At 63.0% G+C, this 12,737-nt stretch carries 15 protein-coding genes; 13 read left to right on the forward strand and 2 right to left on the reverse strand.

Annotated features, from left to right (window positions below; all coding sequences use genetic code 11):
• Positions 1–9: 9 nt before the first annotated feature.
• Positions 10–933: a LysR family transcriptional regulator gene (locus ACQ4WL_RS10050; RefSeq protein ID WP_436509573.1), complete on the reverse strand. Its 924-nt coding sequence runs from the start codon at positions 931–933 to the stop codon at positions 10–12.
• Positions 934–1,052: 119 nt separating this feature from the next.
• On the opposite strand from ACQ4WL_RS10050, the gene mdcA reads away from it, so the two are divergent.
• The 8 genes from mdcA to ACQ4WL_RS10090 all read left to right on the forward strand — a co-directional run bounded on the left by mdcA (position 1,053) and on the right by ACQ4WL_RS10090 (position 7,617).
• Positions 1,053–2,723, forward strand: coding sequence for a malonate decarboxylase subunit alpha (gene mdcA, locus ACQ4WL_RS10055; protein WP_436509574.1), 1,671 nt, complete (start codon positions 1,053–1,055; stop codon positions 2,721–2,723).
• 17 nt (positions 2,724–2,740) lie between these two features.
• Entirely contained in the window at positions 2,741–3,607 is an 867-nt protein-coding gene (locus tag ACQ4WL_RS10060; protein ID WP_436509575.1) for a triphosphoribosyl-dephospho-CoA synthase, read from the forward strand.
• On the forward strand, positions 3,594–3,902 hold the full coding sequence (locus ACQ4WL_RS10065; protein WP_436509576.1) for a malonate decarboxylase subunit delta: 309 nt from the start codon (positions 3,594–3,596) through the stop codon (positions 3,900–3,902). Before ACQ4WL_RS10060 ends, ACQ4WL_RS10065 begins: the two co-directional genes overlap by 14 nt.
• Positions 3,899–4,753 (forward strand): biotin-independent malonate decarboxylase subunit beta, encoded by an 855-nt coding sequence (locus tag ACQ4WL_RS10070; RefSeq protein ID WP_436509577.1) that lies wholly within the window; start codon positions 3,899–3,901, stop codon positions 4,751–4,753. Before ACQ4WL_RS10065 ends, ACQ4WL_RS10070 begins: the two co-directional genes overlap by 4 nt.
• Positions 4,750–5,562 (forward strand): biotin-independent malonate decarboxylase subunit gamma, encoded by an 813-nt coding sequence (gene mdcE / locus ACQ4WL_RS10075; protein ID WP_436509578.1) that lies wholly within the window; start codon positions 4,750–4,752, stop codon positions 5,560–5,562. Before ACQ4WL_RS10070 ends, mdcE begins: the two co-directional genes overlap by 4 nt.
• Before the next feature lie 104 nt (positions 5,563–5,666).
• Positions 5,667–6,275: a malonate decarboxylase holo-ACP synthase gene (locus ACQ4WL_RS10080; protein WP_436509579.1), complete on the forward strand. Its 609-nt coding sequence runs from the start codon at positions 5,667–5,669 to the stop codon at positions 6,273–6,275.
• A complete protein-coding gene (mdcH, locus tag ACQ4WL_RS10085) occupies positions 6,272–7,204 on the forward strand; it encodes a malonate decarboxylase subunit epsilon (RefSeq protein WP_436509580.1) in 933 nt (310 codons plus the stop codon). Before ACQ4WL_RS10080 ends, mdcH begins: the two co-directional genes overlap by 4 nt.
• A 101-nt stretch (positions 7,205–7,305) precedes the next feature.
• Positions 7,306–7,617, forward strand: a complete 312-nt coding sequence (locus tag ACQ4WL_RS10090) for a S41 family peptidase (protein ID WP_436509581.1) — start codon at positions 7,306–7,308, stop codon at positions 7,615–7,617.
• Here ACQ4WL_RS10090 and ACQ4WL_RS10095 read toward each other — a convergent pair.
• Positions 7,612–8,874 (reverse strand): PepSY-associated TM helix domain-containing protein, encoded by a 1,263-nt coding sequence (locus tag ACQ4WL_RS10095; protein ID WP_436509582.1) that lies wholly within the window; start codon positions 8,872–8,874, stop codon positions 7,612–7,614. The two genes, ACQ4WL_RS10090 and ACQ4WL_RS10095, sit on opposite strands and share 6 nt — an antisense overlap.
• A 132-nt stretch (positions 8,875–9,006) precedes the next feature.
• On the opposite strand from ACQ4WL_RS10095, the gene ACQ4WL_RS10100 reads away from it, so the two are divergent.
• The 5 genes from ACQ4WL_RS10100 (at position 9,007) to ACQ4WL_RS10120 (ending at position 12,721) form a co-directional block, all read left to right on the forward strand.
• Positions 9,007–9,465 (forward strand): response regulator, encoded by a 459-nt coding sequence (locus ACQ4WL_RS10100; protein WP_436509583.1) that lies wholly within the window; start codon positions 9,007–9,009, stop codon positions 9,463–9,465.
• Positions 9,466–9,776: 311 nt separating this feature from the next.
• Positions 9,777–10,175: a DUF8788 domain-containing protein gene (locus tag ACQ4WL_RS10105; RefSeq protein WP_436509584.1), complete on the forward strand. Its 399-nt coding sequence runs from the start codon at positions 9,777–9,779 to the stop codon at positions 10,173–10,175.
• Positions 10,176–10,483: 308 nt separating this feature from the next.
• On the forward strand, positions 10,484–10,990 hold the full coding sequence (locus ACQ4WL_RS10110; protein WP_436509585.1) for a hypothetical protein: 507 nt from the start codon (positions 10,484–10,486) through the stop codon (positions 10,988–10,990).
• Between the two features lie 4 nt (positions 10,991–10,994).
• Positions 10,995–11,954 carry a hypothetical protein gene (locus ACQ4WL_RS10115; protein ID WP_436509586.1) on the forward strand — a complete coding sequence of 320 codons (960 nt, stop codon included), beginning with the start codon at positions 10,995–10,997 and terminating at the stop codon, positions 11,952–11,954.
• A 68-nt stretch (positions 11,955–12,022) separates the two neighbouring features.
• Positions 12,023–12,721: an aspartate/glutamate racemase family protein gene (locus ACQ4WL_RS10120; protein ID WP_436509587.1), complete on the forward strand. Its 699-nt coding sequence runs from the start codon at positions 12,023–12,025 to the stop codon at positions 12,719–12,721.
• Positions 12,722–12,737: the final 16 nt, after the last annotated feature.

Here is a 12,737-nt window from a genome sequence, read left to right on the forward strand (position 1 = left end):
CCGCGGTAATCATGCGCCAGTGCGCTTCTCGCCACGTCCGTATAACCTGCACTCCGCCGCCAGCGCCAGCAAGTTCGGGTCGCGCTCGCGGCTGCTCAGCATCAGCAGGGTGATTTGCTGGTGCGAGCCGTAGCGCGCGTCGAGCGGCAGCAGTTCGATGCGCGAGCTGAAGGCGCGCACCCTGCCGGGCAGCAGGCTGTAGCCGATGCCGCCGCTCACCAAGTTGATCAGCGAGAAGATGTCGCCCACGCGCATGGCCGTGTCGGGCACGAAACCGGCCAGGTCAAAGGCGTGGTTGAAGCTTTGCGAGGTCACGAATCCTTCGTTGAGCGTGACGAATTTGTCGTTGCGCAACTGCTGCAAGTCCACCGATGCGGCCCCGGCATAGGGCGAACCGAGCGGCGCGGCCAGGTAGATGTCGTCCTGGAACAGGGGCACGGCCACCAGCCCGGCATGCTGTTCTTCCTCCTGCACGCCGGCGATGATGGCATCCAGTCTGCCATCGGCCAGGCTTTGCAGCAGGTCGCGGTTCGATCCCAGCGTCAGGTCGATGTCCAGGCCCGGCCGGCGCAGCTTCAGGGCGATCACCAGCTGCGGGATGCAGTGCAGGGTCAAGGAATACAGCGAACCGATCTTCAGGCGCACGGGGTTGATGCCCGACATTTCGCGCACCTTGCGCACGCCTTCCTCGCATTCGGCCAGGGCGCGCCGCGCCGATTCGGCAAAGGTGTAGGCCGCATGCAGGGGGATCAGGCTGCGGCCTTCGCGCTTGAACAGCGGGCAGCGCAAGCCGTCTTCCAGCGAGTGCAGTGCGCGGTGCACGCTGACGGTGCTCTGGCCCAGCGCATCGGCCACGCGCGCCAGGTTGTTCAATTCCATAAAGCTGAGAAACACTTCCAGCTTTTTCAAGGTAATTTCTTCGTTGATGGCCATGGCTACCCCTTTAAACGGCAGTTCATTAACTTCAGAGTAATGAACATGGTAGCAGCTTGATTGTCGCGGCGACGTTTTCGCTCTATCGTCAGGGTTCGATAGCTCACTTCGGAGACAGTATGTCAACCGTCACAGACGCGCAGCCGCAGCGGAAACAATGGGACACGCGGCGCACCGAGAAACGCCGCCGCCTTGACGCCGTGCGCCAGTACGCCAGCGGCCCCGTGCTGCAACAGGGCGACATGGTCGCCGTGCTCGAAGCCTTGCTCGCGCCGGGCGACCGCGTCGTCCTCGAAGGCAACAACCAGAAGCAGGCCGATTTTCTGGCTCGCATGCTGACCCAGGTCAACCCTGACAAGATCAATCATCTGCACCTGATCATGCCCAGCGTCAGCCTGCCCGAGCACCTGGACCTGTTCGAGCGGGGTATCGCCCGCAAGCTGGACTTTTCCTTTGCCGGCACGCAAAGCCTGCGTATCGCCCAGTTCCTGCAGGATGGCTTGCTGGAAGTGGGCGCCATCCACACGTATATTGAACTGTATGCACGCCTGTTCGTCGACCTCACGCCCAACGTCGTCATGGTGGCCGGCTACATGGCCGACCGCCAGGGCAATCTGTACACGGGCCCCAGCACCGAGGATACGCCCACTTTGGTCGAATCGGCGGCCTTCCGCGACGGCATCGTCATCGCCCAGGTGAACCAGATCGTCGACGATGTCAGCGACTTGCCCAGGGTCGACGTACCCGGCTCGTGGATCGATTTCGTGGTGCAGTCCGACAAGCCGTTCTTCATCGAGCCACTATTTACCCGCGACCCGCGCGTGATCAAGCCCGTGCACGTGCTGATGGCCATGATGGCGATTCGCGGCGTGTACGAAAAACATCAGGTGCAGTCACTCAATCACGGTATCGGCTTCAATACGGCCGCCATCGAGCTGATTTTGCCGACCTATGGCGAGCAGCTGGGCTTGAAGGGCAAGATTTGCCGCAACTGGGTGCTCAATCCCCATCCCACCCTGATCCCCGCCATCGAGACGGGCTGGGTCGAGAGCGTGCATTGCTTCGGCGCGGAATTGGGCATGGAAGGCTATGCGGCCGCGCGGCCCGACGTCTTTTTCACGGGCCGGGACGGCTCCATGCGCTCGAACCGCGCCCTGTGCCAGCTGGCGGGCCAGTACGCGGTCGACCTGTTCATCGGCGCGACTTTGCAGATGGATGGCCTGGGCAATTCGTCGACCGTGACGAATGGCCGCCTGGCGGGCTTCGGCGGCGCGCCCAACATGGGCCACGACCCGCATGGCCGGCGCCACCCGACGCCCGCCTGGCTGGACCTGATCGAGACGGACGACCCGCTGGCGCGCGGCAGGAAGCTGGTGGTGCAGATGGTCGAAACGTTCCAGGATGGCGGCCAGCCCACGATCGTCGAATCGCTCGACGCCGTGGCCGTGGGCCAGGCCAGCGGCATGCCGCTGGCGCCCGTGATGATCTATGGCGACGACGTCACCCACGTGCTGACGGAAGAGGGCATCGCCTACCTGTACAAGGCCCGTTCGCTCGACGAGCGCAAGGCCATGCTGGCGGCAGTCGCCGGCGTGACGCCCATCGGCCTGCGCCACGATCCGAAGACGACGGCCAAATTGCGCGCCGACGGCCTGATCGCGCTGCCCGAGGATATCGGCGTGCAGCGCGGCGCGGCCAGCCGCTCGCTGCTGGCAGCGAAAAGCATCGCCGACCTGGTCGAATGGTCCGACGGCCTGTATCAACCCCCCGCCAAATTCAGGAGCTGGTAATGATTGCAATGAGCACAATGATGACAATGCCGGTGCAGCTACGTTCTGCCACCTTGGGCCGGCAGGTGCTGCAGGCGCTGCTCGATGAAGTGACCCTGACGCCGAAACCGGGCCTGGTCGATTTGCGCAGCCGTGGCGCCCACACGGACTTGAACTGGGCCCTGATGTGCCATTCGGCCTGCGTGCTGGAACCCGTGTTTGCCGCCATGGCCGACGCTGGCGCGCAGAGTGAAGACGACGATCTGCTGCGCCAGCGCATCGGCGCCATCGGCCGCGATGGGGAAGCGCGGATGCTGGCCGCCACGGGTGGCGTGAACACGCACCGGGGCGCTCTCTGGGCGCTGGGCCTGCTGGTGACGGCGGCGGCGCAGCAAGGCGCGCGCGGCGCATCGCTGGCGCCGCGAGCCGTGGCGGCGCGGGCCGGTGCGCTGGCGCGTCTGACGGATCATGCTGCGCCTGGCGTCACCGGCAACAAGGGCGAGCTGGCGTGCCGCCAGTACCAAGTGGACGGCGCGCGCGGCCAGGCCCGCGCCGGCTTCCCGCTGGTGACAGGCGCCGGCTTGCCGGCGTTGCACGCCTCGCGGGCGCGCGGCGACAACGAGACGACGGCGCGCCTGAACGCCTTGCTGGCTATTCTCAGCCAGCTGGACGACACCTGCGTGCTGTCGCGTGGCGGCGAGGCGGCCTTGCGGGCGCTGCAAACGGCCGCGGCACGGGTGCTGGCGGCCGGCGGCGCGGCGACGGCAGATGGCACCAAGGCGCTGCTGGCGCTGGAAGCGGTGGCGCTGGCGCGGGGCGTGTCGCCGGGCGGCGCAGCCGACCTGCTGGCGGCCACCCTGTTCCTCGATCGATTGACAGAAGGAGAAGCGCATGGAAACGCGTGACTATACATTCCCGGCCGGGCCGCCGGCGGCAGGGCGCGCCCTGGCCGGCGTGGTCGGCTCGGGCGACCTGGAAGTGCTGCTGCAGCCCGGCGACGATGGCGTGACCCGCATCGTCGTCAACACCTCCGTCGACGGCAAGGGCGCCGTGTGGGATGCGCTGCTGCAGCGCGTGTTCGGCGGCGCGCCGCTGCCGGCCGCGCGCATCGTCATCAACGATTGCGGCGCCACGCCGGGCGTGGTGCGCATGCGCATCGAGCAAGCTTACGAAGAATTGCAAGCGGGGAGGGCGGCATGAGTACATTACAACAACTGCTGGAGCGCGACAGCTTCATCGAACGGGGGGCGCGCAGCCGGGCGAGGGCCTTGCTGGACGCGGGCAGCATGCGCGAACTGCTCGACCCGTTCTGCGGCATCGCTTCGCCGTGGCTGCCGCAGCAGGGCGTCACGGCGCAGGCGGATGACGGCGTGGTGGTGGCCAAGGGCTTGTTCGACAGCCAGCCGGCCGTGGTGCTGGCCATCGAGGGCGCCTACCAGGGCGGCAGCATGGGCGAAGTGGGCGGAGCAAAAATCGCCGGCGCGCTGGAACTGGCGGCGCGCGACAACCGCCAGGGCGTACCGACGCGCGCCGTGATCCTGTTCGAAACGGGTGGCGTGCGCCTGCAGGAAGCCAACCTGGGGCTGGCGGCCATTGCCGACATCCATGCCGCCATCGTCGACCTGCGCCGCTACCAGCCTGTGATCGGCATCACGGCCGGTACGGTTGGCTGCTACGGCGGCATGTCGATTGCGGCAGGCTTGTGCAGCTATTTGGTCGTCACGCGCGAGGCGCGATTGGGTCTCAACGGTCCGGCCGTGATCGAGCAGGAAGCGGGCGTCGACGAATTCGACTCGCGCAACAAACCGTTCATCTGGAGCCTGACGGGCGGCGAGCAGCGTTTTAAGAGCGGCCTGGCCGACGCCTATGTGGCAGACGACACGGCGCAGATGCGCGCCGCCGTGGCCGCATTGTTCGCATGCGGCGTGCCGCAGCAGCACCGCAGCAGCCAGGCAGACGTCTTCCTTGCCCGCCTGGCGCAAGTGGACGCCGGCCCGCAAGCCACGCCGGAAGCCGTGCGTTTGATCTACAGCCAAGGAGTCGCAGCATGAACGCCATCACCGAGACGAGTCGCGGCGCCACCTGGCTGGCGGCACTGACGAATAACACTGCGCCGCTGGACGGCTATCCCGTTTCCGTGCGCGTGGTCGACGCGTCGCTGGCGGGCGAGCCTGCCCGCTACCTCGCCGTGCTGCCCGACCCGGACAACCGTTTTACGCGCGCCCGCACGGGTGAAGTGGGCCTCATCGAGGCGTGGCAACTGGCGCGCGCCGTGCAGCAGGTAGTTTTTGAGGACCGCGAGTTGCCCGTAAAACGCCCCATCGTCGCCGTCATCGACGTGGCCAGCCAGGCGTATGGCCGGCGCGAAGAAGCCTACGGCATTCACCAGGCGCTGGCCGGCGCGGCGGGGGCGTATGCCGAGGCGCGCCTGGCCGGCCATGCCGTGATCGGCCTGATCGTCGGCAAGGCCATGTCGGGCGCTTTTCTCGCGCACGGCTACCAGGCCAACCGCCTGATCGCGCTCGATGATCCGCAAGTGATGGTGCATGCCATGGGCAAGGCGTCGGCCGCCCGCATCACCGTGCGGACGGTGGCAGCGCTCGAAGCGCTGGCGGCGATGATTCCACCGATGGCTTATGACATCGGTAATTACGCGACCCTGGGCTTGCTGTGGCAGACCTTGACGGTGGCACGGGCCGATGCGCCGTCAAACGAGGACGTGATGCAGGTGGCGGCCAGCCTGGGGGCGGCGTTGAACGATATCCGCGCCGATCCTGAACAGGGTCTGGCTAGCCGCCTGGGCGCGCCGCATCGCCAGGCGTCGGCCAGGGTCAGGGAAGTGCTGGCGCAGCAGTGGTAACTGAAACACAAGCGATGAAAGAGCGCCGTCATGCCGGACATCTTTGAGGAAGTCGTCATCCACCACGGCCTCGCGGCTTGGGTGCCGGGCGTGGTGGTGGCCTGATGTTCGGTCCCCGCGCGCATGATTTGCTGTGGGTGTCCGGTCTGCCGGACGGTATGTCCTTGCCCGCCTGGCTTGACGGGGCCTGGCTGCAAGCGGCGCCATTGGTGGTGCGGCGCGCCAGCACGGCGCCCGGGCGCATCCCCGTGGGCTTGCGCGGCCTGCTGCGCAGCGAGCGTCACGGGTTTGACATAGATGCTGCCGCCGTCGTGCGCTACGTGACACCGGAAATGCTGGCGCGCGCGCCGCTGTCTGGATGTTCCTGCGCCGCGCTCGATGCGCTGCGGCTGGTCGCGCCCCTGCTTGACGCCTCAGGCTGGGCCTGGGGCCCGACGGGCGGCGTGGGCTTTGCGCTGGCCAGCGGTTTGCCCGTGCTGCGCGCCGACAGCGACTTGGATATCGTGCTGCGCATCGCCGCGCCGCCGGACGCCGCGCAGGCCGACGCGCTGCGCGCCATTGCGGCGAGTGTCACGGCGTGCCGGCTGGACTTGCAGATCGACACGGGCAGTGGCGGCTTTGCGTATGCCGAATGGGCGGCGGGACGGGGCAGGGTATTGCTGAAGACGGATCACGGTCCCGTGCTGACGGCCACGCCATGGGAGCTTGCATGAGCGTGTTATTTACCTTTCCCGGCCAGGGCGCCCAGACTCCGGGCATGCTGCATGCGCTGCCGGACGATGCGGCGGTGAGGACGGCTCTGGCCGAAGCGGCGGCCGTGCTGGGCCGCGATCCTTTGGCGCTGGATACGGCTTGCGCGCTGGCGTCGACACGGGCCGTGCAACTGTGTCTGCTGATCGCCGGCGTGGCCATGGCGCGCTCGCTGGCCGCGCGTGGCGCGTCACCCGACATGGTGGCCGGCTTTTCCATCGGCGAGTATGCGGCGGCCGTGGTGGCGGGCGCGCTCGATTATGCGGATGCTCTGCGCTTGGTGGCGCGCCGCGGCGAGCTGATGGAGCAGGCGTATCCCACCGGTTACGGCATGGCGGCCATCATCGGGCTTGATTTGGCGCAACTGGAGCCATTGCTGGCGCAGGTGCACGGCGCCGCCACGCCTGTGTACATCGCCAACCTGAATGCGCCGCGCCAGATCGCCATTGCCGGCAGCGAGCCCGCCCTGCAAGCGGTGATGGCGCTGGCCCTGGCGCATGGCGCCAACAAGGCGCAGCGCCTGGCCGTCAGCGTGCCGTCGCATTGTCCGCTGCTGGCAGGTGCCGCGACCGACATGGCTGCCGCCTTTGATGGCGTGGTTGTGCGCCGCCCGTCGCTGGTTTACCTGAGCAGCAGCGCGGCGCGCGCGCTGTTCGACCCGGCCCGCATCCGCGACAGCCTGGCCGCCAACATGGCGCAGCGCGTGCAGTGGACCGTTACCTCGCGCCTGGCGTGGGAGCGGGGCGCGCGGCTGGCGCTGGAAATGCCGCCCGGCAGCGTCCTGACGCGCCTGACGGCGCCCGATTTCACCGATGGCGTGGCCGTCTGCTGCGATGGCAATCGGGTCGACAGCCTGCTGGCGCTGGTGCAGCGCGAGCGGAACGGGGCTTGATACAGGGCAATATGGTGCAGTGCTTTTCGATAGAGTCGGCGCACCCACATTCTTCGGAGCCGTCATGCCACTGTCCCGTCCAGCCGCAGCAGCAGAGCGAGATGCGCAGGAAGATGGCCGCGCGCGGCTATGGCGTGGCCAGGGTCGAGACACTGGCAGGACATCCCGGACGCATGCGCGATTTGGGTCCGCATTTCGCTGCCTTCATCCCGAACGGGCGCGCCATCAATCCGATTAGCAAGAGCAACTGGGAAGGCATTGGCGTGACGCCCGATATCGGCGTGCCGGCCAGCGAGGCGCTGGAGAGGGCATATCAAATGGCGCTGGAACGATTGGCCGCGGCGAGCGCCGATCCCCGGAATGGCGAAAAACGAGGTGAATTGAAGCCGTCGTGTGACGTCCTGGCGCTATGAAAGGGCTTCCACTGTCTTCAATTTGTGCGCCTGCAGACGGCGCGAACGGCGCTTTCTTTCCCAGATGACGATGCCCGTCACCGACAGCATGGCCACCATCAGCCCCATGAAGGACATCAAAATGCGTCCCGGCAAGCCGAGGATGCGGCCCGAGTGCAAAGGGAATTGCAGTTGCACGAAGACGTCGGCGGCCGTGCCTTCCCACGGCTTGTGCTGGCCGATGATGCTGCCGTCCATGCCATCGACGTACAGGTTCGACAAGCCCATGCCGGCCGCGCCGAATTCGTCGGCCGGGTCGAAGAACGAGACGTTGTAGAACGAGTAATTGCCGCCATAATAAATGCCGCCGATGGGCGCCGTGATGCCGCGCTGCACGGCCTGCTTTTTGGCAATGTCCACCGCCTGTTCGAAGCCGATCACGGGCGTGATATACGTGCCGTAGGGCACCGGCGTCTGCGTTTCGTACGGCCCCGGCGTGGTGGTGGAAACGAGCGACATGACGGGATAGAACACTTCGCGGTACAGGTTCAGCGAGAACGAGGTGAACGCCACGACGAGGATGATGGGCCATACCCACAGGCCGCCCGCGCGGTGCAAATCGAAATTGAGCTTGTAGCCGCCGGCCGCCCAGCGCACCACCCACGACGGTTTCCAGCGCTGCCACCAACTGGCGGCGTCGCGGTGGCGTGGTGCATCAAGCCGTTCGCGCAAACGGCGTGGCGTGGTCAGGTAAAACGCCACCATGCTGTCGAGCAGCCAGATCAGGGCGACCGTGCCCATCAGCCAGTAGCCCCAGCGGTCCGTGCCCCAGAAAGCGGGCACGTGCAGGCTGTAGTGCAGATGGCGCAAAAACGGCATCAGGCTGCGGCGCGACAGGGAAATGGCTGTCGAATCGCGCGTGCCCGTGATCTGCGCCGTGACGGGGTCGATGTAGACGGTGTTGTAGTCAAGCACGAACGGCGTGTTCGTCGCCGGGTCGGTCAATGGGCGCACCATGAAGGCGGCCGCATGGCCTTCTTCCAGGCCCAAGGTCATGTAATTGACTTCCACGCGCGGGTCGGCGGCAGCTACCTTGTGCGCCAGCGCAAACGGCGCTTGCAGGGGACCGCGGCCCGGCGTGTCCATGATGTCGGCGTTGAGCCATTCGTCCAGTTCATGGTCCCACGACGTGACGGCGCCCGTGAGGCCGGCGACGATGAGAAAGAGGGCGATGGTCAGGCCAGCCCAGCGGTGTATGACAGTCCAGAAAGCGCGCATGCGGTACAAACCTTCAACACAAAACCGGCTTGTTGCCGCCAGCGTGCGCCATAGCGGCGCGCAGGGAAAGCCAGGCCAAGCCTGGTATTTTGATAATGGGAATCGTTCTCATTATCCGCCGTAGCATGGCATTTGTCCAGCGCCAATGGTGTTGCCCAGGGTCAAATCGCGCATGTCCGCGTGAGCGAATGCAGCGCTGCGCCACAGGCGGGCGCGGCAACCACCATGGTGTTCATGCCCGCCGTGCCGCTGGAGGCGCCTGCGTCCGCCAACCGCCGCCTGTTGGCCGGCACGCGCGAGGGCACTGTGCTGGTGATCGGCGACAGCGCCGACGCGGCCGAAAGCCTGGCGCTGGCGCTCGACGTCCTCGGTGATGAAGTGCGCACTGCCTGCGACGGCGCGTCCGGCGTGGCGGCAGCGCAAAGCTTCATGTCGCATTTGGTCCGCCTGCAGCACGCATTGCCTGCGCTTGTTTTCTTTCTCCCCATCATCTGCTTTCGCGGATATACCTCTATTGTTTGCGGTAAATCAAACACAGAATGCCAATATTCAATATATAAGAAATTTCATTTAAAAATTAAATGTTATTAATGGATAGATTCTAAATATTATTAAAAATAATTTGACTTGAAAAAATAAATAAAATATCCTCTCATCGTGGTTGCGGTAATGAATATCAAGAAATTCTTATTGATCATCTGGTGCATGATGTTCTCGATAGATTTTGTGATTTATTGATATATTCTGTGTATTTTTAATTGATACATTTCGCGTATTTTTATGCGCCAGGATGGGTTCCGATTGCGCCGAAAGCGCTGCCGGTAATTTGACTTGGTCTTCATTATTTCATCGCACAAGGGATAGTTGTAATGTTTAATTCCATTCCAAAGAGGGGTAAATCCATGGCAACAATTAATGTACTGGTAGCGGTCAATGTCGGTCAGGCAGTGGCACAAAGCAACCTGAGCAAGTATGTCTTCATGGTCGATACGACTGGCTACTCGTGCAACGGCAACGAAGGCGGCAATGAACTGGTGACAAGCTGCAAGAACGGCGACACCATCGTCTGGAACGTCACCTCGCTGGACCCGGCCGAGCAGGTTTCCATTCACAGCTTCGGCGGCACTGCCATCAACAACGGCATGGTCAATCCGGCGCCTTACCCGCAATACGACAACACCGTATGGGGTGGCCGCGTGAATGCCAAAGGCAGCAATGTGCAATATACGATGACCTTGTTGCTGGCGGGTAATACGCTGCTGACCTTCGATCCGTTCATCGTGGCGTCGAATCCGCAGTAAACGATGTGATGGCCATGTTCGGCATGCCGCGCGCATGGCCTTTTTTGATGTTTTTTAAAAGAATACTTTCCCGATAAACCTTGGGTTTATATTTCTAATTGGTTCATTGTTTCCCTTTTTCTGATTAAATGCCGCGCTGCGCGGCAATCTTATTTGTTTCCCTCTCTTCCATCTCGAAGTGTGCTCCCATTCTTTTCAGCCCTTATCCCCTGCGTGGGCTTTCACTGCCTGTCGTATAATATGCCCGCAACAAGCATCCTTTCAGGTGCCGGGCACCGTTTATAGCTACGCGCTTGCGAAGAATAACAATGGAACAATTGACAGAACTTGAGCTGGAATGCTTCCAGCTGCGCCATGGCGATGGCCGGGCGGACCGCTGCGTGGAATGGGCCGTGGAGCGCTTGCGCCTCGATCAGGAAGGCGGCGACCTCGATATCGTGCTGCTGGCCAGCGCCCGAGGCATTGACGAGGTGTTGCCGCTGGCCGAAGCCATCATCGAACGCTATCGTGGCGACGCGCGCCTGGAGGAACAATTCCTCGCTGGCAAATATATCGTCGAATTGCGCGCCGCCTACCTGGCCGGCAGTGAAAGTGTGCAGTCGCTCGATGCCAAATTTACCCGTCTGTATCCCGCCCTCGGCTACCCCGACTGGCTGGTCATGCTGAGCCGCAATTGCGAGTATGCGATGGATGTGCCGAATTTCGAGCAGCCGTTCGAGGAGGAATTTCACTATATCGCCAGCTTGTGGGCGCAGGCGGAGAGTCTGGCTGCGTTCGAACGTGAATACAGCCGCGAGACGTCGAACCGACAATGATGTCATGCCGGGCTATGGAATGGCCATACCGGCCTTGCCAACAATCCTTAGAGAAGAATCCATACAACTGATGAAAATTGTTCACGTATCCGATGCAGCTGGCGCAAAGAATAATGAAGATCTGGTAACGGTTTATCTGCACAATGCGGGAATCGTGGATATCCTGATTTTTGATGGTGCAAGTTCAGTGTCTGAAAAGAATTATTTCGATACGCTGGCGGGCGATGCCGCCTGGTTCGTGTCGACTTTTGCCGCCTTGTTGCAAGAGGTGGTCGCGCCCGGATTGAGCCAGCACGACAGCATCAAGCTGGCATTGGCGCGTTTCCAGCGCGATGTGCAGGCGCGTCTTGATCTGGCGCACATTCCTGCGTATGCCTATCCCATTGCCGCCGTGACGTGGGCACGTATTATTGAAGGTGACGCTGGCGCCGCTGTACAGATATATGCTCTCGGCGATTGCAAGGTGTTTGTCTCGAACGCAGCCGGGGACGTGCGCGATATTGATCCCTATGAGAATGCGCAGGAAGACATTTTGAAGGCGGCCATTGCGCAGTTAAAAGCGCAAGGTATCGAGGACAAGACGCAAGTGTTCGCGGCCTTGCTGCCGATGTTGCGGGACAGGCGCGCATTTCAGAACTTGCACGAAGCGCCGGGCATACTGTGCATGTATCCGCAAGGGGAATTCAAGGCCAGGCAATATGTGTTTGACATGGACAGGCAATCGCAACTGCTGGCAATGACGGATGGCTTTTACCGGCTGGTCGATGCGTATGGCCTGTATTCCATGGAAGGGCTGGTGCGCCGCTGCCGTGACACGGCGCTGGACACGCTGCTGCAGGAATTGCGCCAGTTTGAACAGGATAATCTGACGTCCGGAGCACAGTCTGTCAAGAAGTCCGACGATGCCTCTGCTGTGCGTTATGCTCGGCGTGCGCTCCAAGGCGAGAGTAATGATGTTGCATGAGTCTATCCTCGTATCCTCCTGTCTGACCTCAACGTAAAATTTGTGCAATTCTTTTCGCTAGGATAGACGTGCAGCACAAGACAATAGGCTTGATCGGCGGTATCGGCTGGGCTTCCACCCTCGAATACTACCGCTTGCTCAATGAAATGCTGGTAGCGCGCATCGGGCCGGCGCATAGTGCGCGCATCATGCTGGTCAGCATCGATCAGGCCGATTTCGTCGCGCACGCGGCGCAGCCTGGCTCGCAGGCGATCGAGCAATTCCTCGTGGCGGAAGGGCAGCGCCTGCAAGGCATGGGTGCGGATTTCTTTTTGCTGTGCGCAAATGGCGCGCACCGTTTTGCACCAGCCGTCGTGCCGCGGATCGGCTTGCCTTTTATCAGCATCGTCGAGGAAACAGCGAAACGCGTGCAGCAGTCGGGCGTGCGCAAGGTCGGTTTGCTGGGCGTCAAGCAAACGATGGCGGGCAGCTTTTATCACCAGGCACTGGAACAGTGCGGCATCGCGACGGTGACGCCCGACGCGGCCGACCAGGAAATCCTCCACGAGATTATCTACACGGAACTGGTGCAGAATATCTTTACCGACGCCAGCCGGAAGATCTTCCTGACCATCATCGAGAAATTGCGGCTGCAAGGTGTGCAGGGCGTGATCCTGGGTTGCACGGAGATACCGCTGCTGATCCAGCAGGGCGATGTGGATCTGCCGCTATTTAATACCACGGAGATTCATTGCGAGGCGGCGGTGGCGTTTGCCATTGCGGAGTAGCCGCAGGCATATGAGC

The sequence above is a fragment of the Janthinobacterium kochi genome, from assembly GCF_051380715.1.
Classification (GTDB): domain Bacteria; phylum Pseudomonadota; class Gammaproteobacteria; order Burkholderiales; family Burkholderiaceae_D; genus Janthinobacterium.

Coding starts and splice junctions, on each gene's coding strand:
- ACQ4WL_RS10090 (WP_436509581.1), top strand. CDS start 7,306: ATGCGCAGGAAGATGGCCGCGCGCGGCTATGGCGTGGCCAGGGTCGAG.
- mdcH (WP_436509580.1), top strand. CDS start 6,272: ATGAGCGTGTTATTTACCTTTCCCGGCCAGGGCGCCCAGACTCCGGGC.
- ACQ4WL_RS10110 (WP_436509585.1), top strand. CDS start 10,484: ATGGAACAATTGACAGAACTTGAGCTGGAATGCTTCCAGCTGCGCCAT.
- ACQ4WL_RS10065 (WP_436509576.1), top strand. CDS start 3,594: ATGGAAACGCGTGACTATACATTCCCGGCCGGGCCGCCGGCGGCAGGG.
- ACQ4WL_RS10080 (WP_436509579.1), top strand. CDS start 5,667: ATGTTCGGTCCCCGCGCGCATGATTTGCTGTGGGTGTCCGGTCTGCCG.
- ACQ4WL_RS10095 (WP_436509582.1), bottom strand. CDS start 8,874: ATGCGCGCTTTCTGGACTGTCATACACCGCTGGGCTGGCCTGACCATC.
- ACQ4WL_RS10070 (WP_436509577.1), top strand. CDS start 3,899: ATGAGTACATTACAACAACTGCTGGAGCGCGACAGCTTCATCGAACGG.
- mdcA (WP_436509574.1), top strand. CDS start 1,053: ATGTCAACCGTCACAGACGCGCAGCCGCAGCGGAAACAATGGGACACG.
- ACQ4WL_RS10050 (WP_436509573.1), bottom strand. CDS start 933: ATGGCCATCAACGAAGAAATTACCTTGAAAAAGCTGGAAGTGTTTCTC.
- mdcE (WP_436509578.1), top strand. CDS start 4,750: ATGAACGCCATCACCGAGACGAGTCGCGGCGCCACCTGGCTGGCGGCA.
- ACQ4WL_RS10060 (WP_436509575.1), top strand. CDS start 2,741: ATGATGACAATGCCGGTGCAGCTACGTTCTGCCACCTTGGGCCGGCAG.
- ACQ4WL_RS10105 (WP_436509584.1), top strand. CDS start 9,777: ATGGCAACAATTAATGTACTGGTAGCGGTCAATGTCGGTCAGGCAGTG.
- ACQ4WL_RS10115 (WP_436509586.1), top strand. CDS start 10,995: ATGCCGGGCTATGGAATGGCCATACCGGCCTTGCCAACAATCCTTAGA.